The following is a 22,459-nucleotide window of genomic DNA, read 5'->3' on the forward strand; positions in this document are numbered from 1 at the left end:
TCTTACTTATTTAGCTCTTGTAAGAACCTCTCTTCATTCCAAACCTCGACATTATGTTTCTCCGCTTGTGCTAATTTCGAACCTGCCGCTTCACCTGCAACAACTAAATCTGTACTTTTACTAACACTTCCTGTTACCTTTCCACCTAATGCCTCAATCTTCTTCTTCGCTTCACTACGTCCCATAACTTCTAATTTCCCTGTTAAAACGACAGTTTTTCCTGCGAAGTACGACTCAACGTTTTGTAAATCAGCAATTTTCATGCCTTTATATGTCATGTTCACGCCGTATTCTTTAAATTGTTGTAATAACTCTAATACGTCTTCATTATCGAAATACGTTACTACGGATTGAGCCATTTTTTCACCAATTTCATTAATTGCTTTTAGTTCTTCTTCCGTTGCCTTCACAAGCGCATCCATCGTTTCGAAATGCTCTGCAAATGTACGTGCCGCTTTCGCTCCAACATGGCGAATACCAAGACCGAATAATAATCGCTCTAATGAGTTTTCTTTAGAATTCTCAATTGCTTGTACTAAATTCGTTGCTGATTTTTCTCCAAATCGTTCTAGCTGTAATAATTGCTCTTTCGTCAACGAATATAAATCAGCAAATGTACGAATATAATCTGCCTCAAAGAGTTGTGTAATGACACGTTCTCCAAGTCCATCAATATTCATTGCATTTCTTGAAACGAAATGGATTAACCCTTCTCGAATTTGAGCAGGACAAGTTGGATTTATACAACGAAGTGCTACCTCTTCTTCTAAACGAACTAGTTCACTCTCACATGCTGGGCAATGCGTTGGCATATGATACTCTTCTTCCTCACCAGTACGCTTATCGAAAATAACATTCACAACTTCAGGAATAATATCTCCAGCCTTCTTCACAACAACGTAGTCACCAATTCGAATATCTTTTTCACGAATTAAATCTTCGTTATGTAAAGAAGCACGACGAACGATCGTACCAGCTACTCGCACTGGCTCTAGCTCTGCAGTCGGTGTTACAACCCCTGTACGACCAACACTTAATTCAATGCCTGTTAATCTTGTTACAACTTCTTCCGCTGGGAATTTATAAGCAATCGCCCATCTTGGACTTTTTGCTGTAGTGCCTAGACTTTCTTGAAGAGCAACATCATCTACTTTTATAACGATCCCATCAATCTCATAATCAAGATGCGGACGTTTTTCTTGCCATTCTTCTACATAAGCTATAACTTCTTCAATTGTTTCACATGTGCGTCGATTTGGATTTGTTTTGAATCCAAGTTCACCTAAGAAATCAAGCGATTCACTATGTGATAGGATTGTTTTTTCTTCTACATTCGCAAGACCGTATACAAACATAGATAAGTTACGCTTCGCTGCAATTTTCGGATCAAGTTGGCGGATTGAACCTGCTGCCGCATTACGCGGATTTGCAAATACATCTTCACCATTTTGCTCTTTTTCTTCATTTAACTTAACGAATGAACGCTTCGGCATATAAGCTTCGCCTCGTGCTTCTAACGTTACTTCTTCATTTAAACGAAGCGGGATTGCTTTAATCGTTTTTAAATTTTGAGTAATATCTTCACCTGTTACACCATCACCACGTGTTGCCCCTTGAATGAAGCGTCCTTTTTCATAATGAAGTGAAACAGCAAGTCCGTCAATTTTTAATTCGCATATATATCTTACATTCGCATCATCAATTCCTTGACGTACTCTTCGGTCAAAATCACGTAAATCTCCTTCGTTAAATGCATTTCCTAAACTTAACATCGGTGACTTGTGTGTTACTTTTTCAAATATATCAAGAACCGTTCCCCCAACGCGAACAGAGGGAGAATCTTCACTCATAAACTCTGGGTTCTCTGCTTCTAATTTTATAAGCTCCTGCATATTACGGTCATACTCCGCATCAGAAACAGAAGGATTGTCTAACACGTGATATTGATAGTTAAATGTATTTAACAAATCACGTAGTTCTTCTATACGTTTTTTTGCTATCTCTTTTGACATATCCTCATTCCTTTCCTATTGTTTCGTCACAGGTGCAAATTTTGCTAACAAACGTTTAACACCAATTGGGCTTGGGAACGCAATATCTAATTCTTTTGCATCACCTTCACCTTTTACACTTACAACTGTACCGATTCCCCATTTTTGGTGGGAAGCTTTATCGCCTACTGCCCAGCCGATTTGTTCGCCGCCTGTCGTCTTAGCTGCAGGACGCGCGAAAGCTGAGCGAGAACGTGTTGTAGTTGTCGTTTTACTGCTACTTGCCGTTCTTCCTTTTGCACCAAACGAAGTTTCACGCTTCGGCGCTGTTTCATTTAATGATTCTACTAGTTCTGTCGGGATTTCTGTAATGAATCGGGATGCGGCATTCATACTTGTTCTACCAAATAAAGTACGCATTTGTGCATTTGATAAATACAACTCTTCTTCTGCACGAGTAATACCTACATAAGCAAGACGACGCTCTTCTTGCATTTCATCTTCTTCCATTAGAGAACGAGTATGCGGGAATATTCCTTCCTCTAAACCAACAATAAAGACAACTGGGAATTCTAATCCTTTCGCTGAGTGCATCGTCATTAAAATAACTTCCTCACCAGCAGTTGGGTCTTCATCTACACGATCAATATCTGCAACAAGTGCTAAGTCTGTTAAGAATGCAACAAGGCTCTTATCTTCGCTTTGAGATTCAAATGTTTGCGTAACAGATAAAAACTCATCTAAGTTCTCTAGACGACCTTCCGCTTCTAACGTACGCTCGTTTTTCAACATGTCGCGATAGCCTGTTTTCTCAATAACTTCTTCTACCAATTCTGTAACAGATAAATACTCTTGCATATTTACCCAGTTGTGTAATAAACCTGCGAATTCCTTTACTGCCTTTGTAACCTTTGCACTTACTCCAACATGCTCAATCTCATCGAATACAGCTGTTAATGAAATTCCATTTTGTACACCGTAATTAATAATTTTGTCGATAGAAGTCGCACCAATTCCACGCTTTGGCACGTTAATAATACGTGCGAAACTAATCTCATCATCTGGATTCCCAATTAAGCGTAAATACGCCAAAATGTCTTTAATCTCTTTACGGTCGTAGAACTTCGTACCGCCGACAATTTTGTAAGGAATATTAGATTTCAGGAAAATCTCCTCGACCATACGAGACTGCGCATTTGTACGATATAACACCGCAAAATCAGTATATTTTCGTTTTCCCATTTGAATATCGTCGCGAATTTTTTTCGCAACAAAGTATGCTTCGTCCTTTTCCGTTGCAGCACGATAGTAAGAGATTTTGCTTCCAACTTCATTATCTGTCCATAATTTCTTCGGTTTACGATTCGTATTTCTTTCAATGACAGCATTCGCTGCATTTAAAATATTTTGTGACGAACGATAATTTTGTTCTAACAGAATAACTTGCGCATTCTCATAATCTTTTTCAAATGACAAAATGTTAGAAATGTCCGCACCACGCCAGCGATAAATTGACTGATCTGAGTCACCTACAACACATAAATTTTTAAAACGTGCTGCCAAATGTTTAACAAGAAGGTACTGCGCTTGGTTCGTATCTTGATACTCATCCACGTGAATATACTGGAATTTACGCTGATAAAACTCTAGTACTTCTGGAACACGTTCAAATAGTTGAATCGTCGTCATAATTAAATCATCAAAGTCTAATGAGTTATTTTTCAAAAGACGTTTTTGATATTCTGTATATACATCGCTCGTTAATTTTTCATATGGATCAGCAATTGTAATTTTCTTTGCATATTTATCCGCAGATAACAATTCATTTTTCGCATTACTAATACCAGCTAAAATAGAGCGTGGTTCAAATTTCTTCGGATCAATATTGCGCTCTTTCATAATTTTTTTGACTACAGTTAACTGATCACCTGAATCTAAAATTGTAAAGTTACGATTAATACCAATGCGATCGATATCACGTCGTAAAATACGTACACACATAGAGTGGAACGTAGAAATCCAAATATCTTCTGCTTCTGGTCCGACAAGTGTATCAATACGCTCGCGCATTTCACGAGCCGCTTTATTTGTAAAGGTAATAGCTAGTACATTCCATGGTGCTACTCCTTTTTCACCAAGTAAATACGCAATACGATGTGTTAACACACGTGTTTTACCACTGCCTGCGCCTGCCATTAATAGAAGTGGTCCGTTCGTTGTTTGTACTGCTTTTTGTTGCTGCGGATTTAAACCATTTAATAATCTATCTGTCATACTCATATATGCCTGCACCTACTCTCCTTTTACTGCTTTAACCGTTTTTAACGCTGCTTTTATATCATCATAAATAATATTTCCAACAACTACTGTATCAGCATACTGCGCCATTTCCTTCGCTTGTTCAGCATTAGAAATACCACCGCCATAATATAACTTAGCTTGTTTCAATTCTGCTTTCACATTTTTAACAAGTTCAACATCTCCATACGTACCGCTATATTCTAAATAAAATATCGGTAAACGTAATAGCTTGTCTGCTAAACGCGCGTATGCAATTACATCATCTTCTGTTACATCACACTTTGCATCTGTAAGCTGGGCTACTTTCGCTTCAGGATTTAAAACACAATATCCTTCCATAAAAATTTCGTCCCAATCCATAATATCCCCAAATTCTTTCAAAGCCTCATGATGAACGCCTGTTACCCATTCCACCTTTCGGCTATTTAAAACGCTTGGGATATAATAAAAATCGAATCCTGGTGTAATTGCTTCCACATCAGAAACCTCTAACACACAAGGAACTGCATATCTACGAATGCTAACTAGCATGTGTAGTACATTATCAATTGTCACCCCATCACTTCCGCCTACAATAACAGCATCTGTTCCAGACTCACAAATCATTTCTAAATGTTCGTCACTTAATTCCTTATTCGGATCAAGCTTAAATACATGTTTCCATCCGGAAATATCGTACATGAAAACACCCTTTCTTTTCTCAAGTTGTATATATTTCTGTTTAAAATAACAGTTTATTTTCATTAGGATTTTTTTAGTTCACCTTAAATATTTGTTTAAAGCGGAGAATTAAGTTTGAAATCCCCTCTTCCACATTTTTTAAACGAGAGGATTTAATTTTGAACTTCCTTTTATGCATTCTTTCATTATAACAAAAAAAGCTACTTACACACACGCACAATCCAACATCTTTTTCCACGTCAAATGTTGGATTACATATCCGAAAAATCAAAAGGGATACTAATAAAAGAAATAGTATTATCTATTTCAACTTTCATAAAAGGAGTGTTTTTCTAATGAAGCAAAATATCGGTACAATAAATGCCCTAATTCGAATTACACTCGGACTTGTCCTCTTCGGTTGTAGTGCAACGAAACTCGTGCGCAAACCTTGGTGCACTTGGTCTAACATTTTGCTATGGATTGGTGCAATGAAAGTTGCAGAGGGAATTGTTCGTTTCTGCCCTATTGTTGAAATGTGGAAATTCGGAAAATACATGAACATGGGGGCATTTAAAATGCCTAGCATGGATTTTGCTAAAAAGGGACATACTAAAAAAGAAGCGAATCAAACTTCCAATCACGACAAACCACAGTCAAATGGAAGTTATGACGCTTCTGACAAAGAGATTGAGTCAGCGATTGAAGATATAATCCTGGCAAAACCGCTTTGAATCATTTGTCACGATGCAAGATGCTCTCAAAGGGACTTAGCTGCTGCAGTGGGCGGTTAAGTCTTCTTTATTTTACCACGAAACAGAACATACATTCTCATTTTAAGTATTTAAATATACATAATCAATAAAATTCAGAAAATTAGGTGTAAAACCCTTGCTTAAAATGATATAAAAGTGATATCATTTTTATATCAGGAGGCGATCATATGAAAGAAAAACAAGTATTTTACGTTAATGGTTTTCTTGGGATTATTGGAATTTTAATTTTAGCCGCTATCGGTGTATTTTTCCTTGTACAAGAAATTTTCATAGGAGCAGCATTAACTATTATTTTAGCTGCAGTTCTTGCTACAGGTATCGGGATTGTTCAGCCAAATCAAGCAAAAGTCATTACGTTTTTCGGTAATTATTTAGGAACAATTCGTCAAAACGGTTTATTTTTAACGATTCCGTTCGCGTTCCGTCAAACTGTATCGTTACGTGTTGAAAACTTTAATAGTAAAAAATTAAAAGTAAATGATGTCGACGGCAACCCAATTGAAATTGCAGCTGTTATCGTATATAAAGTTGTTGATTCTGCAAAAGCAATGTTCGGCGTTGAACATTATGATCGATTTGTAGAAATTCAAAGCGAAACGGCAATCCGCCACGTTGCAACGAAATATCCTTATGACAATTTTCAAGATGAAACTTGCATTACGTTACGTGGAAACACTGAAGAAATCTCTGAAGAATTAAAACGTGAGTTAGAAGCACGCCTTGAAATTGCTGGCGTAGAAGTATTAGAAACTCGTTTAACACATTTAGCTTACGCAACAGAAATTGCCCATGCAATGCTACAACGTCAACAAGCAAAAGCAGTATTAGCTGCTAGAAAAGAGATTGTTGAAGGTGCTGTGAAGATGGCCAAAGATTCAATCCATATGTTAGATGAAGAAGGCGTACTAGAACTCGATGACGAGCGTAAAGCAAATATGGTGAACAACTTATTAGTTGCCATCGTTTCAGACAAAGGTGCGCAACCAGTTATTAATACAGGAAGCCTATACTAAAAGGTTGTAAATCCTTATGGCTAAAAAGAAAAGCTTTCCATTACGTATTGATCCTGAATTACACGCAGTCATCGAAAAATGGGCGAATGATGAGTTTCGTAGCGTCAATGCACACATCGAATATTTACTTCGAGAAATGGCAAAGCAAAAAGGGAAATTAAAAAAGAATAAAGATGCATAAAAAATCCCGCTGAGGAATCAGCGGGATTTTTCACATATTAATTTCTCGTCATCTCATGCCCAATTGCACGATATCCTATATCACTTCGGTAAAATAGACCATCACTCTCAATTTTACCGATTTCTTTATATACTTTATCTTTTGCTTCTTGTAAACTATTCGCCTTACAAGCAACAAATAGTACACGGCCACCGTTTGTCACAAAGTCACCATGTTTCATTGCTGTACCCGCATGGAAAACAATTACATCTTGCAATGCATCTAGCCCTTTAATAATTTCACCTTTTTTATATGCTTCCGGGTATCCTTTCGAAGCAAGCACAACACCAATTACCGATTCCTCTGACCATTGTAACGTTAACTCACTTTCATCTAATACAGCGTTACATACATCCACTAAATCATTTTCTAAACGGGGTAATACAACTTCAGTTTCAGGATCGCCAAAACGTGCATTAAATTCAATTACCTTTGGACCATCATTTGTTAAAATAAGTCCCGCATATAAAATTCCTGTAAACGATCGATTTTCTTGGATCATCGCTTTAGCAGTTGGATGTAACACCGTTTCAATCGCCTCTTGAACTGCTGACTCCGAAATTTGTGGTACTGGAGAATATGCACCCATTCCGCCAGTATTTGGACCTTTATCACCATCAAAAGCTCGTTTATGATCTTGTGCAATTACCATCGGATGTACAGTTGTTCCATTCACAAATGCCATTAATGAAAATTCTTGTCCATCTAAAAACTCTTCAATAACAACTTTCTTACTCGCTTCCCCGAACTTTACATCTTGCAGCATTTCTTTCACAGCTTGTAATGCCTCTTCAAGTGTCATTGCTACCGTTACACCTTTACCAGCCGCTAAACCGTCTGCCTTAATAACAATTGGTGCACCAACCTTTTCAATATACTTTACTGCTTCTTCATAGTCTGTAAAAGTTTCGTACGCTGCAGTTGGAATATTATATTTTTTCATAAGCTCTTTTGTAAAAGCTTTACTACCTTCAATAACAGCAGCCGCTTGATTCGGACCAAATACGCGAAGTCCCTCTTCTTTAAAACGATCAACAATTCCATTCATAAGTGGAATTTCTGGTCCAACGAAAGTTAACTCAACATGATTCTCTTTCGCAAATAAAACTAATGCATCAAAATCATTTTCATCAATATCAATTGGTGTTGCAACATCACGCATACCTTCATTACCTGGTGCTACATATACCTTTTCTACTTTTTCAGATTGTGCAAACTTCCAAGCTAAAGCATGCTCACGCCCACCGCGTCCAATTACTAAAACATTCATATTTCATCCCCCAATATTTAAATAAGTACAAACTAGAAGCTATGCTCCTAGTTTGTTTTTTCATATCAATCAAAGTTTAAAAAGGAAGGTTATCTTAACCGGACTTTTTAAACTTCCTCTATTAGTGTTTGAAATGACGTACGCCAGTGAACACCATAGCAATCCCATACGTATCCGCCACTTTAATAGAATCTTCGTCACGGATTGATCCGCCTGGTTGAATGATTGCTGTAATCCCTGCTTTTGCTGCTTCTTCCACTGTATCTGGCATTGGGAAGAAAGCATCAGATGCAAGTGCGCTACCTTGTGCTTTTTCACCAGCTTGTGTAATTGCGATTTTTGCAGAACCTACACGGTTCATCTGTCCAGCACCGACACCAATTGTCATATCATCTTTTGCTAAAACAATTGCATTTGATTTCACATGCTTTACAACTTTCCAAGCTAATTTTAAATCTTTCCATTCTTGCTCTGAAGGTTCACGTTTCGTTGGAATTGAAATTGTACTTTCATCTAATGATAACGTATCTTCCTCTTGAACGAGAAGACCACCTTGTACAGAAGTTAATTTTTTGCTTGCGCTTGTCGCCTTTTCAATATTTACAGTTAATAAACGTAAGTTTTTCTTACTTTGTAACACTTCTAAAGCTTCTTTCGAGAAAGAAGGTGCGATAATAATCTCTAAGAAAATTTCGTGTAACTTTTCAGCTGTAGCTTTATCAATTTCACGATTCGCTGCAATAATGCCTCCAAAAATGGATACTGGATCCGCTTCATAAGCACGTGTGTATGCTTCATGAATATCCGTACCTACTCCAACACCACATGGATTCATATGTTTTACTGCTACTACTGCTGGTTCTGTAAATTCTTTCACGATACTAAGCGCTGCATCTGCATCGTTAATATTGTTATACGATAATTCTTTGCCATGTAATTGTTCTGCGTATGCAACAGAAGAAGTTGCTGCGAATGGCGCTTTATAGAAAGTTGCTTTTTGATGTGGGTTCTCGCCATAACGTAAATCTTGCTTTTTCTCAAATGTCACAGTTAATGTTTCAGGACTTTCTTCACCCATTTGCTCTGTTAAGTAGTTAGAGATTAACGCATCATATGCTGCTGTATGGCGGAATACTTTCGCTGCTAATTTACGTTTCGTTTCTTCTTTTACTTCACCGTTCTCTTTCAGTTCTGCTAATACAACATCGTAATCTACTGGATCTACAATTACCGATACAAATTTGTGATTTTTCGCAGCAGAGCGAATCATTGTTGGGCCACCAATATCAATATTTTCAATTGCATCAGCAAATGTTACATCAGGCTTAGCGATTGTTTCTTTGAATGGGTATAAGTTAACGATAACAAAATCAATTGGCTCTATACCTAACTCGTTCATTTGTGCTACATGCGTTTCATTATCGCGAACTGCTAATAGACCACCATGAATATTTGGATGTAATGTTTTCACACGACCATCCATGATTTCTGGGAAACCAGTTACTTCAGAAATACCGATTACTTGTAAGCCATTTTCTTCTAGTAATTTTTTTGTACCGCCTGTTGATATAACTTCGATCCCTTGTTCTAGTAAACCTTTAACAAATTCTACTACTCCTGTTTTATCTGAAACACTTACTAATGCACGCTTTTTCATTTACCCTTCACCCCTGGTTGTATGTTAGTTAACAGTTGGTTCTTTCGTAGATTGAACAATTTGATTCACTGTATTTACGTATAATTTATGTTCAACTTGTTGAATTTTCTTTTGTAAGCTTTCTCTCGTATCCCCTTCAGAAACAACTACTGCTTCTTGTGCAATAATTGGCCCTGTATCCATACCTGCGTCTACATAATGAATCGTTACTCCAGTTACTTTCACACCTGCTTCTAACGCTTGACCAACAGCATCTTTCCCTGGAAAACTCGGTAATAGTGATGGATGAATATTAATAATCCTTCCGCCGTAAGCTTCTAGTAAAGTTGGTCCAATTAAACGCATATATCCAGCTAAAATAACATAATCAATTTCATACTCTTCTAGCTTCTTTAATATCTCTTTTTCAAACGCTTCTTTTGACTCATATGCTTTCGCTGAAAAAGCGAAACACGGGATATGATGATAATGTGCTCGCCCAACAGCGCGTGCTTCTGGTTTATCACATACTAATAAACTAATTTCCGCATCCAATCTTTTTTCTTCTACTGCATTAACGAGAGATTGAAAGTTAGATCCGCTTCCAGAAGCAAAAACTGCTAATCTACTCATAGCGCTGTGCCTCCATTAAAAGTAACGCCAGCTCCTTGTACAGTGCGTCCAATAATACGAGCAGTTTCTCCTTGCTCTTCAAGGAGACGAACAACATCTTTTGCATCTTCTTCCTTCACCGCTACTACCATACCAATACCCATGTTAAAAATATTGAACATTTCTTTCTCTTCCAGCTTGCCAACTTCTTGAAGTAAACTAAAGATCGGCTGAATTTCCCAAGATCCTAATTCAATTTCTGCACCGATTTCTTCTGGTAACATACGTGGAATATTTTCAATGAATCCGCCACCTGTAATATGTGCCATACCGTATACTTCATATTTCTTCAATAGTTCTAAAATAGGTTTGACATAAATTTTCGTTGGTTTTAATAATTCTTCACCAAGAGGTAGCTCTAAGCGTCCGTAAATGCGATCTAAAGATAGTTCTCCATCTTCTAGTAATACTTTTCGTACTAAAGAATAACCGTTACTATGAATACCGCTAGATGCTAAACCAATTAATACGTGACCAGCTTCAATTTTTTCACCTGTTACAATTTTCTTTTTATCAACGATCCCAACTGTAAAACCAGCTAAATCGTATTCTTCTGTAGAATACATTCCTGGCATTTCAGCTGTTTCTCCACCAATTAAAGCACAACCTGCTTGGCGACAGCCCTCCGATATACCTTTGACGATGTTTTCAATTTTACTAGGTTCAGCTTTACCACAAGCAATATAATCAAGGAAGAAAAGCGGCTCTGCTCCTTGGACAACAATATCATTTACACACATTGCTACCGCATCAATACCAATTGTGTCATGTTTATCTGCCATAAAAGCGAGCATCAATTTCGTTCCCACGCCATCTGTTCCAGATACTAATACAGGTTCTTCTAATGCAAATTTTGATAGGTCAAACATACCTCCAAAACCGCCTAAACCGCCTAGTACTTCTTTTCTCATTGTTGTTTGTACGTGTTTTTTCATGCGAGATACCGCTTCATATCCAGCTTCAATATCTACTCCTGCTTGCTTATATGCATTCGCCATCGTTATCTACACCTCGTCTTTTAATTTCTCCCTATCCTGTGCGGGCCGTTTTAAGAAAGAAGCTAGCTTCTACATCAAAAAGAAGTAGAAGCTTCTTTCTTCTTATTTCATACTTTCTAAAAGCTCTTGCTCATAATCATAAAGAGCTGTTGGATAATCTCCATTGAAGTACGCCATACATAGGCCACCGTATTTCCCTTCATATGGACGTCCAATTGCATCTACTAATCCATCTTCACTTAAAAATGTTAATGAGTCTGCACCGATCATTTCACGAATTTCTTCTAACGTATGATTTGCTGCAATTAATTCTTTTCTCGTTTGAATATCAATGCCATAGAAACATGGATATTTCAAAGGTGGTGAAGCTATTCTTACGTGAACTTCTGTCGCTCCAGCCTCGCGAAGCATACGAACAATTCGTTTACTCGTTGTTCCTCGTACGATAGAATCATCAATCATAACAACTCGTTTCCCTTCAACTACACCTCTTACTGCTGAAAGCTTCATCTTAACCCCTTGCTCTCGCAGTTCCTGAGAAGGTTGAATGAACGTACGTCCAACGTAACGATTTTTAATTAATCCTAACTCATATGGAATGCCTGTCGCCTCCGCATAACCAATTGCTGCTGAAATGCTAGAGTCTGGTACACCAGTAACAACATCAGCTTCAATAGGAGCTTCTGCCGCCAAACGTTTCCCCATGTTTTTACGTGCTGCATGGACATTAACACCAGCGATATTCGAATCTGGGCGTGCGAAGTAAATGTATTCCATACTGCAAATTGCATGTTCTACATCATTTGTAAAACGATCTACGTGAATTCCATCATCATTAATGATAAGTAATTCACCCGGTTCTACATCACGAATGTATGTTGCACCTACTACATCAAAAGCACATGTTTCTGATGCTACAACGTAAGCATCTCCCATCTTTCCAATTGAAAGGGGACGGAATCCATTTGGATCTAGCGCAACAATCATTTCATTTCCAGTTAGTAAAAGATATGCAAACGCACCTTTCACTTTATTTAGAGCTTCTTTTACACTTTCAATTAACGAATCTTTCGTACTACGTTTAATAAGATGTAAAAGTACTTCTGTATCTGAACTTGTTTGAAAAATACTTCCCTCTGCCTCTAATTCACGACGAAGCATTTTTGCATTAATTAAATTCCCGTTATGAGCTAATGCCATACTATGATCAGAAAAACGGAATAGTAATGGTTGAACGTTAGCCACTTCACTTCCACCAGCCGTCGCGTATCGTACGTGTCCGATTGCTGATTTTCCGTTCAATCCTTCTAGCTCTCCTCTTGAAAACACTTCTGATATTAAGCCTAATCCCTTGTGACCGACGATTTTTTCTCCATTATTTACGACAATGCCTGCGCCTTCTTGTCCACGGTGCTGTAAACTGTGCAATCCGTAGTATGAAACTTGTGCCGCATTTTCATGCCCCCAAATTCCGAAAACGCCACATTCTTCGTTTAACCCCTTTATTTCAGCAAGCATGGGATTGCCCCTTTCCAAGCCGTTCTCATTTCATCTACATTTGCTGTAAGTAACACTTCATTTTCTTCATTATGAATTGTCACCTCATTTGTATTTGTTACTTCTCCAACTTGAATTGCTTCTACCGCTTTCTCGAACGCTTCTTTATTTTCACGTTTTACAGTTATCACGAAGCGAGATTGTGATTCCGCAAATAATGCCGCTGTTGCTTCCCCGTCTAATTTCACAGTAGCACCTAAGCCGTTAGCACCAATTGCACTTTCTGAAATCGCAACTGCTAAACCACCTTCAGCAACGTCATGTGCAGATTGAACAAGGCCAGCTTGAATTGCTGCTAATACTTGTTTTTGACGTTTTAATTCTACGTCTAGATCGATACTTGGTGATTGGCCGAAAATTTTGCCGTGAAGCATTTTCTGTAATTCACTTCCACCAAACTCAGCTTTCGTCTCTCCGATAACATAAACTAAATCGCCAGCTTGCTTAAACTCTTGTGTTGTTACATGTTTTAAATCGTGTACAAGTCCAACCATCCCAACTGTCGGTGTTGGGTATACCGCTTCACCACTACGTTCGTTATACATTGATACATTTCCGCCAATAACTGGTGTTTGTAATGTGCGACAAGCTTCACTCATACCATCTACTGATTTCTCAATTTGCCAGAAGATTTCTGGTTTTTCTGGGTTACCGAAGTTTAAGCAATCTGTAATTGCAAGTGGCTCCCCGCCAGAACATACGATATTACGTGCTGCCTCTGCTACTGCAATTTTACCGCCCACTTCTGGATCTAAATAAATGTAGCGAGAGTTACAATCTGTCGTCATTGCTAATCCTTTTTCTGTACCGCGTACACGTACAACTGCTGCATCTGAACCTGGTGTAACAACTGTGCTTGTGCGAACTTGATAATCATATTGATCATAAACCCACTCTTTACTTGCAATCGTCGGTTGTTGTAATAGAGCGAATAACGTTTCTTTATAATTTTCTACTTTTGGTGTTTCCATTTTCATCTGCTGGAATTCAGCAAAGTATGCTGCTTCTTGTGATGGTTTATGATAAATTGGCGCTTCTTCTGCAAGAGCATCTGCTGGAACTTCAGCTACCATTTCACCTTTATGGAATAAACGAAGCATTTTGTCTTCCGTTACTTTCCCCATCGTAACAGCTGCAAGACCATACTTCTCAAATAAATCTACTATTTCTTGCTCTCTACCTTTTTTCACAACAATTAACATACGCTCTTGTGATTCAGATAGCATCATTTCATATGGTGTCATTCCTGTTTCACGCTGTGGTACATCATCTAAGTACATTTCAATACCCATGCCTGCTTTACTTGCCATTTCTGCAGAAGATGATGTTAAACCAGCTGCACCCATATCTTGAATTCCAACAAGTGCATCCGATTGAATAAGTTCTAAGCAAGCTTCAATAAGAAGTTTCTCCATAAATGGATCTCCTACTTGAACTGCTGGACGCTTCGCTTCTGAGCTTTCAGATAACTCTTCAGATGCGAATGTAGCACCGTGGATACCATCACGACCAGTTGATGCTCCTACGTACATTACTGTATTTCCAGCACCGTGCGCTTGCCCTTTTTTAATGTCCTCGTGGTTAATTAAGCCTACGCACATTGCATTTACAAGTGGATTTCCTTCATAACATGGATCAAACTGTACTTCGCCACCAACAGTTGGAATACCGATACAGTTACCGTATCCTGCAATTCCTGCTACTACTTCTTCGAATAAGTATTTCACACGTGGTGATTGTAATTCTCCAAATCGAAGTGAGTTTAATAGAGCTACTGGACGTGCTCCCATAGAGAATACGTCACGAATAATACCGCCAACACCTGTTGCTGCTCCTTGATATGGCTCAATAGCAGAAGGGTGGTTATGACTTTCCATTTTAAATACAACCGCTTGGTTATCACCGATGTCTACAATGCCAGCACCTTCCCCAGGCCCTTGCAAGACGCGCTCACCTGTTGTTGGGAATTTCCGAAGTACTGGTTTTGAATTTTTATAACTACAATGTTCAGACCACATAACAGAGAATAATCCTGTTTCTGTATAATTTGGCAGACGGCCTAAAATCTTTTCAACCATGGCGAACTCTTCGTCTGTTAGCCCCATTTCCGCATATATGCGCTCTTCTTTAATTTGTGTTGGATTTGGTTCAAGCATTAACGACATATGTTTCCCTCCACTGTTTTAAGATAGATTGAAAGACTTTTAACCCTTCAGCACCGCCAAGTAGTTCATCTACAGCACGCTCTGGGTGTGGCATCATACCAAGTACATTTCCTTTTTCGTTTACAATACCAGCAATATCTGAAACGCTTCCGTTCGGGTTTTCTACGTAACGAAATGCGATTTGATTATTCTCTTCTAATTGTTTAAGAGTCTCTTCATCACAATAGTAATTCCCCTCACCATGTGCAATTGGAATATTGATTACTTCATCTTTTTCATATTGTGATGTAAACATCGTTTCATTATTTTCAACACGTAACTGAACTGTTCGACACATAAATTTTAAGTTTTCATTTCTCATTAATGCTCCTGGTAATAATCCTGATTCAACAAGAATCTGGAATCCATTACATACACCTAAAATTGGCTTTCCTTGCTCAGCAGCTTTTTGTACTGCTTTCATTGCATTTGCAAAGCGAGAAATAGCACCGCAGCGTAAGTAGTCACCGTAAGAGAAACCACCTGGTAGTAGAATTGCATCATATTCATCTAAATTCTCTGTATCGTGCCAAACGTAATCTACTTCTTCGCCAAGCTCATCTTTAATTGCATGGAACATATCGACATCACAGTTCGAACCTGGAAATACTATTACGGCAAATTTCACTGTGCGACAACCTCCTCAACTTCATAACGGAAGTCTTCCATTACAACGTTTGCTAATAGTTTTTCACACATTTCCTTTACCTTGCTATCTAAGTCAGTTACCGATTTATCAATTGTTAGTTCCATGTACTTTCCAATTCGAACATCCTGTACTTCTGTGAATGAAAGGCTATGAAGTGCTCCTTTTACTGCTGTTCCTTGTGGATCTAATACGCTTTCTCTTAATGTTACATATACCTTAACTTTATACATGTGAAATTCCCCCTAAACGTTTTAAAATCTCTTCATAAGCATCTGTTAAATTTCCAAGATCACGACGGAATACGTCTTTATCAAACTTCTCATTGCTCGTTTCATCCCATAAACGGCAAGTATCTGGTGAAATTTCATCTGCTAAAATGATTTCTCCTTCATCCGTTACACCAAACTCTAATTTGAAATCTACTAATCTTACACGACAGCTTGCGAAATGATCAATCAACACTTGATTGATTTGTAGAGCCATATCTCGTAATACGCTTACTTGCTCTGGCGATGCAACGTTTAATACACGAATATGATCTTCCGTTACAAGCGGATCTCCTAAATCATCATCTTTGAAGTAAAATTCTACGATTGGTTCTGCAAGTACAGTTCCCTCTTCCATTCCTAATCGTTTTGAAAGACTTCCTGCAATTACATTTCTTGTGACAACTTCTAAAGGAATAATACTCACTTTTTTAACAAGTTGTTCTGTTTCAGATAGCTTCTCAACAAAGTGTGTTTTAATTCCTACTTCTTGTAACTTTCTGAACAATAAAGTTGTAATCTCATTGTTCAAACGACCTTTTCCTGTAATCGTCTCTTTTTTCTCCCCATTGAAAGCAGTCGCACTATCTTTGTACTCTACCCAAACCATATCTGCTGATTCTGTACGATAAATTCTTTTTGCCTTACCTTCATACAGCAATTCTAGCTTTTGCATTTCGCAAGCCCCCTGTAGTTTGAAAAATGTGAATAATTTTTTTATAAAGAATGGCACAGAATGACTCTATTCTGTGCCATATGAAATTTTACGCTTCGTTTAATCCAAGGCGTTCAAAGATTGTATCAACGTGTTGCATATGATGCTCATAGTTGAAGCATTCATTAATTTCTTCTTGTGTTAACTTGCTCGTAATACGCTCATCAGCTTCTACAAGCTCTTTAAATTGTACTTGTGTTTCCCAAGCTTCCATCGCTTTAGGTTGTACGATATCGTAAGCTTCTTCACGTACCATACCTTTGTCAATTAACGTAAGCATTACACGCTGAGAATAAATTAAGCCATATGTTCTTGTCATATTACGTTTCATATTCTCTGGGTATACAGTTAAGTTCTTAACGATATTACCAAAGCGATTTAACATGTAATTTAACGCGATTGTAGCATCTGGTAAAATTACGCGTTCTGCTGAAGAGTGAGAAATGTCACGCTCATGCCATAATGGAACATTCTCATAAGCTGTCATCATATAACCGCGGATAACACGAGCTAAACCAGTCATATTTTCAGATCCAATTGGATTACGCTTATGCGGCATTGCAGAAGAACCTTTTTGACCTTTTGCGAAAGCTTCTTCAACTTCACGTGTTTCACTCTTTTGTAAACCACGAATCTCAACTGCCATCTTTTCGATAGACGTTGCGATTAATGCAAGTGTTGACATGTAATGAGCATGGCGATCACGTTGCAATGTTTGTGTTGAAATTGGTGCTGCTTCTAATCCTAAGTTTTCACAAACATACTTTTCTACGAATGGATCGATATTTGCATATGTACCAACCGCACCAGATAATTTACCAACACGAACTGTATTAGCAGCTTGTTTGAAACGCTCTACGTTACGTTTCATTTCTTCATACCAAAGACCAAGTTTTAAACCGAATGTTGTTGGTTCTGCATGAACACCGTGTGTTCTTCCCATCATGATCGTATATTTATGCTCTTTTGCTTTATTAGCTAAAATACTTACGAAGTTTTCTAAGTCTTTTAATATGATTTCATTCGCTTGTTTTAAGATGTAAGATAACGCTGTATCTACTACGTCTGTAGATGTTAAACCGTAATGAATCCATTTACGTTCCTCTCCTAATGCTGGTGTTTCTGATACAGCACGAGTGAATGCAACTACGTCATGACGTGTCTCTTTTTCAATTTCATAAATACGATCAATATCAAATGATGCATGCTCACGAATTTTCTTAACATCTTCTTTCGGAATATCGCCAAGCTCAGCCCATGCTTCACAAGCTAAAATCTCAACTTCTAACCACGCTTTAAATTTGTTCTCTTCCGTCCAAATTGCACCCATTTCTGGGCGTGTATAACGACTAATCATCTTTTTCCCTCCAACAGTTGTTCTTGATGGTCCCAAATATGCAAACTCTTCGCTTTTTCTAGAGCGACTTCAATATTATCATTTAAAATATTAACATGCCCCATTTTTCGCTGCGCTTTTGCTTCTTCTTTTCCATACAAGTGTAAATAGCACCCGGTTAATCTATTCACTTGTCTTAGGACCCCTTCTATATGTTCGCCTAAAATGTTTACCATGACAACTGGTTTTAACAAATTTGTTTCTCCAAGAGGTAAATTACAGATTGCTCGAATATGTTGGCCGAATTGACTCGTTTCACATGCATCCTGTGTATAGTGTCCTGAATTGTGAGGTCTTGGTGCTAATTCATTAATGTAAATCTTACCATCAGCTGTAACAAACATCTCTACCGCTAGTGTTCCCACAAGTTCTAGTTCATCCGCAAGCACTTTTGCATAAGCAATAGCTTTTTGAGAAAGTTCTTCTGTAATGCGAGCCGGAACGATGGATTCATGCAAAATGTTATTTACATGAATATTTTCCGCTACCGGAAATACTTTCGTTTCACCACTTACACTACGAATGACAATAACTGATACTTCTTTTTCAAAAGGCACCCATTTCTCTAAAATACACTCTGCTGCATTCGCAAGCTCTCGCGCTGTATCAACGTCATCCTCACATCTTAAAACAACTTGCCCTTTCCCATCATATCCGCCTGTCGTCGTTTTTAAGACGGAAGGATATGATAATTCAGCGATTGCTTCAGTAAGCTGATCTTGATTTTGAACTAATCTATACGTTGCTACTGGTAATCCTGCTTTCTCAATCGCATTCTTTTCTGTAAAACGATTTTGTGTTTTACTTAACAACTGACTGCCTTGCGGTAAGTAAGCATGTTTTTCAAGCCATTGTAAACATCTATAATCAATATTCTCAAATTCATATGTGACAACATCACTGATCTCCGCTAAATGCTGAATTGCTTTTAAATCGTCATATGATGCAACAATTTCAATATCAGCAACTTGTGCACATGGTGAGTTTTTTGTAGGATCTAAAACAGCAATTTTATATCCCATCTCCTTAGCTGCCAATGCCATCATTCTTCCTAGCTGGCCGCCTCCAATAATACCGATTGTTTTTCCAGGTAAAATGATTCTCGTCATACTAGCTCACTACCTTCGCGCACATCTTTTTCAATTGCTTCTCTTCTCAATTCTAATGCATCATATATGTCATCATGGAATGATCCAAGTATTTGTGCAGCAAGTAAACCAGCATTTGTTGAACCAGCCTTACCAATTGCAACAGTTGCAACTGGAACCCCTCCTGGCATTTGGACGATGGATAATAATGAATCTAAGCCGTTTAACGCTTTTGATTGAACTGGAACTCCGATTACAGGAAGATTTGTCTTCGCTGCAACCATTCCTGGTAAATGCGCTGCTCCACCAGCTCCAGCAATAATAACTTTCAATCCACGTTCACGAGCCGTCTCTGCATATTCAAACATATAATCCGGAGTCCGATGAGCGGATACAACTTTTTTCTCATACGGTATATTTAATTCATCTAAAATGTCACAAGCATATTTCATTGTTTCCCAGTCTGACGTGCTTCCCATTATGACTCCAACTAGTGATTTCATATTAGAATCCCCCCGATTCAAATAAAAAAAGCCTGAAATAGAACATTTTCTCTTTTACTATGAGAGAAAGCGCTCTACTCAGGCATACGTATCCCTTGTGAATAGAAAAATACCGAGTGACTTTCCCTCATAGTCTAACGAATAACGGTCGTTAGGTAGAGACTTGCAGGCCATATCCCCGCGATTATATGAGGTCTTATATATTATTCTTTCTATGGCTATATTAACAATATTTCATAAACAATGTCAACAAATAATCGAATGTTTTTTTGTTACTCATCAATAACGTTCGTGTTTTAGTTATATTCAAAAGAATAATTGTAACTATATGCAAGAAGGATAAGCAATTAGAATATATATTTCTAGAGATCTACCATACACAAAACGGTTTGTATATTAATTCCGTATGCTTTTATATAAAGTGAAACTTTAATCAACCTTCAACAATCGGGCTTTTACGGGCAGTTGATCCCCCACCTAGCTTCTTTGCTTCCGCTGAAATTTGAGGTGGGGGTCTTACTGCCCGTTAATGCGGAATAAAGCATATCGTTTCTATTCCTTTGTATCGCAATCATTACTGTAATGATTGAATACTTATTTTCATTCTTATATCATCCCGCTTTTCTTACTCTCATTATGTAAAATATATACTTGTAGTAAGAAATAACAGTTACCCTCAATAGCCTCATTTTCATTCTTTTCTCTCATTAAGATTACTAAATTTACGGATTATGACATTTGATATATATAAATAAACACAAAAAAACCTAAGTCGAAACGACTTAGGTTTTTGCTTGGCGACGTCCTACTCTCACAGGGACAAGGTCCCAACTACCATCGGCGCTAGAGAGCTTAACTTCCGTGTTCGGTATGGGAACGGGTGTGACCTCTCTGCCATCATCACCAAACTATTGAAGGCATATTCCTTCAAAACTAGATAACATTGCTACATATTATATGGTTAAGTCCTCGATCTATTAGTATTCGTCAGCTCCACATGTCACCATGCTTCCACCTCGAACCTATCAACCTGATCATCTTTCAGGGATCTTACTAGCTTACGCTATGGGAAATCTCATCTTGAGGGGGGCTTCATGCTTAGATGCTTTCAGCACTTATCCCTTCCGCACATAGCTACCCAGCTATGCCCTTGGCAGAACAACTGGTACACCAGCGGTGCGTCCATCCCGGTCCTCTCGTACTAAGGACAGCTCCTCTCAAATTTCCTACGCCCACGACGGATAGGGACCGAACTGTCTCACGACGTTCTGAACCCAGCTCGCGTACCGCTTTAATGGGCGAACAGCCCAACCCTTGGGACCGACTACAGCCCCAGGATGCGATGAGCCGACATCGAGGTGCCAAACCTCCCCGTCGATGTGGACTCTTGGGGGAGATAAGCCTGTTATCCCCGGGGTAGCTTTTATCCGTTGAGCGATGGCCCTTCCATGCGGAACCACCGGATCACTAAGCCCGACTTTCGTCCCTGCTCGACTTGTAGGTCTCGCAGTCAAGCTCCCTTATGCCTTTGCACTCTACGAATGATTTCCAACCATTCTGAGGGAACCTTTGGGCGCCTCCGTTACACTTTAGGAGGCGACCGCCCCAGTCAAACTGCCCACCTGACACTGTCTCCCGGGTCGATAAGACCCGTAGGTTAGAATTTCAATACAGTCAGGGCGGTATCCCACCAGCGCCTCCACCGAAGCTAGCGCTCCGGTTTCAAAGGCTCCCGCCTATCCTGTACAAACTGTACCAAAATTCAATATCAGGCTACAGTAAAGCTCCACGGGGTCTTTCCGTCCTGTCGCGGGTAACCTGCATCTTCACAGGTACTATAATTTCACCGAGTCTCTGGTTGAGACAGTGCCCAAATCGTTACACCTTTCGTGCGGGTCGGAACTTACCCGACAAGGAATTTCGCTACCTTAGGACCGTTATAGTTACGGCCGCCGTTTACTGGGGCTTCAGTTCAGAGCTTCGCTTACGCTAACCCCTCTCCTTAACCTTCCAGCACCGGGCAGGTGTCACCCCCTATACTTCGCCTTACGGCTTCGCAGAGAGCTGTGTTTTTGCTAAACAGTCGCTTGGGCCTATTCACTGCGGCTTTCCGTTAAGAAAGCACCCCTTCTCCCGAAGTTACGGGGTCATTTTGCCGAGTTCCTTAACCAGAGTTCTCTCGCACACCTTAGGATTCTCTCCTCGCCTACCTGTGTCGGTTTGCGGTACAGGCACCTTTTATCTCGCTAGAAGCTTTTCTTGGCAGCGGGGAATCAAAGACTTCGCTCCATAAGGAGCTTCCCCATCACAGCTCAGCCTTTACGATAAGCGGATTTTCCTACTTATCAGCCTAACTGCTTGGACGTGCACAACCAATCGCACGCTTCTTCTATCCTTCTGCGTCCCTCCATTGCTCAAACGATAAAGAGGTGGTACAGGAATATCAACCTGTTGTCCATCGCCTACGCCTGTCGGCCTCGGCTTAGGTCCTGACTAACCCTGAGCGGACGAGCCTTCCTCAGGAAACCTTAGGCATTCGGTGGA

Annotated in this window: 18 protein-coding genes, 2 rRNA genes and 1 riboswitch (1 of these 21 cut by a window edge); of the genes, 3 read left to right on the top strand and 17 right to left on the bottom strand. The window is 39.0% G+C overall.

The window, feature by feature from the left end:
• Positions 1-2: 2 nt before the first annotated feature.
• From ligA to pcrB, 3 genes are read right to left on the bottom strand one after another with little or no spacing between them, the layout of a single operon-like run.
• Entirely contained in the window at positions 3-2,012 is a 2,010-nt protein-coding gene (gene ligA / locus QCI73_RS25815) for an NAD-dependent DNA ligase LigA (RefSeq protein ID WP_000031440.1), read from the bottom strand.
• A 15-nt stretch (positions 2,013-2,027) separates the two neighbouring features.
• Positions 2,028-4,271, bottom strand: coding sequence for a DNA helicase PcrA (gene pcrA, locus QCI73_RS25820; protein WP_353824010.1), 2,244 nt, complete (start codon positions 4,269-4,271; stop codon positions 2,028-2,030).
• Between the two features lie 12 nt (positions 4,272-4,283).
• Positions 4,284-4,973 (bottom strand): heptaprenylglyceryl phosphate synthase, encoded by a 690-nt coding sequence (gene pcrB, locus QCI73_RS25825; RefSeq protein WP_000272090.1) that lies wholly within the window; start codon positions 4,971-4,973, stop codon positions 4,284-4,286.
• Between the two features lie 335 nt (positions 4,974-5,308).
• On the opposite strand from pcrB, the gene QCI73_RS25830 reads away from it, so the two are divergent.
• From QCI73_RS25830 to QCI73_RS25840, 3 genes are all read left to right on the top strand, one after another.
• Positions 5,309-5,686, top strand: a complete 378-nt coding sequence (locus QCI73_RS25830; RefSeq protein ID WP_353824011.1) for a YgaP family membrane protein — start codon at positions 5,309-5,311, stop codon at positions 5,684-5,686.
• A 209-nt stretch (positions 5,687-5,895) separates the two neighbouring features.
• On the top strand, positions 5,896-6,741 hold the full coding sequence (locus QCI73_RS25835; RefSeq protein WP_000660683.1) for an SPFH domain-containing protein: 846 nt from the start codon (positions 5,896-5,898) through the stop codon (positions 6,739-6,741).
• Between the two features lie 16 nt (positions 6,742-6,757).
• A complete protein-coding gene (locus QCI73_RS25840; RefSeq protein ID WP_002063556.1) occupies positions 6,758-6,922 on the top strand; it encodes a type II toxin-antitoxin system antitoxin in 165 nt (54 codons plus the stop codon).
• Positions 6,923-6,959: 37 nt separating this feature from the next.
• Here the strand turns inward: QCI73_RS25840 and purD are convergent, their stop codons facing one another.
• The 14 genes from purD to QCI73_RS25910 form a co-directional block, all read right to left on the bottom strand.
• Complete coding sequence (purD, locus tag QCI73_RS25845) at positions 6,960-8,231, bottom strand: phosphoribosylamine--glycine ligase (RefSeq protein WP_001101951.1); 1,272 nt, start codon at positions 8,229-8,231, stop codon at positions 6,960-6,962.
• 121 nt (positions 8,232-8,352) lie between these two features.
• On the bottom strand, positions 8,353-9,888 hold the full coding sequence (gene purH, locus QCI73_RS25850; protein ID WP_353824012.1) for a bifunctional phosphoribosylaminoimidazolecarboxamide formyltransferase/IMP cyclohydrolase: 1,536 nt from the start codon (positions 9,886-9,888) through the stop codon (positions 8,353-8,355).
• Between the two features lie 24 nt (positions 9,889-9,912).
• The gene (purN, locus tag QCI73_RS25855) at positions 9,913-10,500 is read right to left on the bottom strand and encodes a phosphoribosylglycinamide formyltransferase (protein ID WP_000088580.1); all 588 of its coding nucleotides are present in this window, start codon (positions 10,498-10,500) and stop codon (positions 9,913-9,915) included.
• A complete protein-coding gene (gene purM / locus QCI73_RS25860) occupies positions 10,497-11,537 on the bottom strand; it encodes a phosphoribosylformylglycinamidine cyclo-ligase (protein ID WP_001262431.1) in 1,041 nt (346 codons plus the stop codon). The genes purN and purM overlap by 4 nt, the downstream gene beginning before the upstream one ends.
• 102 nt (positions 11,538-11,639) lie before the next feature.
• Positions 11,640-13,055 carry an amidophosphoribosyltransferase gene (gene purF / locus QCI73_RS25865; protein WP_353824013.1) on the bottom strand — a complete coding sequence of 472 codons (1,416 nt, stop codon included), beginning with the start codon at positions 13,053-13,055 and terminating at the stop codon, positions 11,640-11,642.
• Complete coding sequence (gene purL, locus QCI73_RS25870) at positions 13,040-15,259, bottom strand: phosphoribosylformylglycinamidine synthase II (RefSeq protein ID WP_327924437.1); 2,220 nt, start codon at positions 15,257-15,259, stop codon at positions 13,040-13,042. Before purL ends, purF begins: the two co-directional genes overlap by 16 nt.
• Positions 15,243-15,926, bottom strand: a complete 684-nt coding sequence (gene purQ, locus QCI73_RS25875; RefSeq protein WP_000666779.1) for a phosphoribosylformylglycinamidine synthase subunit PurQ — start codon at positions 15,924-15,926, stop codon at positions 15,243-15,245. The genes purL and purQ overlap by 17 nt, the downstream gene beginning before the upstream one ends.
• Positions 15,923-16,177: a phosphoribosylformylglycinamidine synthase subunit PurS gene (gene purS, locus QCI73_RS25880; protein WP_000278826.1), complete on the bottom strand. Its 255-nt coding sequence runs from the start codon at positions 16,175-16,177 to the stop codon at positions 15,923-15,925. Before purS ends, purQ begins: the two co-directional genes overlap by 4 nt.
• Entirely contained in the window at positions 16,170-16,889 is a 720-nt protein-coding gene (gene purC / locus QCI73_RS25885; RefSeq protein ID WP_001170542.1) for a phosphoribosylaminoimidazolesuccinocarboxamide synthase, read from the bottom strand. The genes purS and purC overlap by 8 nt, the downstream gene beginning before the upstream one ends.
• Before the next feature lie 88 nt (positions 16,890-16,977).
• Positions 16,978-18,285: an adenylosuccinate lyase gene (purB, locus tag QCI73_RS25890; protein ID WP_000625677.1), complete on the bottom strand. Its 1,308-nt coding sequence runs from the start codon at positions 18,283-18,285 to the stop codon at positions 16,978-16,980.
• Positions 18,282-19,433, bottom strand: a complete 1,152-nt coding sequence (gene purK / locus QCI73_RS25895) for a 5-(carboxyamino)imidazole ribonucleotide synthase (RefSeq protein WP_353824014.1) — start codon at positions 19,431-19,433, stop codon at positions 18,282-18,284. The genes purB and purK overlap by 4 nt, the downstream gene beginning before the upstream one ends.
• A complete protein-coding gene (purE, locus tag QCI73_RS25900) occupies positions 19,430-19,915 on the bottom strand; it encodes a 5-(carboxyamino)imidazole ribonucleotide mutase (protein WP_000839371.1) in 486 nt (161 codons plus the stop codon). Before purE ends, purK begins: the two co-directional genes overlap by 4 nt.
• Before the next feature lie 110 nt (positions 19,916-20,025).
• Positions 20,026-20,127: riboswitch (purine riboswitch) on the bottom strand.
• Between the two features lie 580 nt (positions 20,128-20,707).
• Positions 20,708-20,823 (bottom strand): 5S ribosomal RNA (rrf, locus tag QCI73_RS25905).
• Between the two features lie 49 nt (positions 20,824-20,872).
• A 23S ribosomal RNA gene (locus QCI73_RS25910) occupies positions 20,873-22,459 on the bottom strand; it runs 1,336 nt beyond the window's last position.

It is taken from the genome of Bacillus cereus group sp. MG16 (genome assembly GCF_040459875.1).
Classification (GTDB): domain Bacteria; phylum Bacillota; class Bacilli; order Bacillales; family Bacillaceae_G; genus Bacillus_A; species Bacillus_A paranthracis.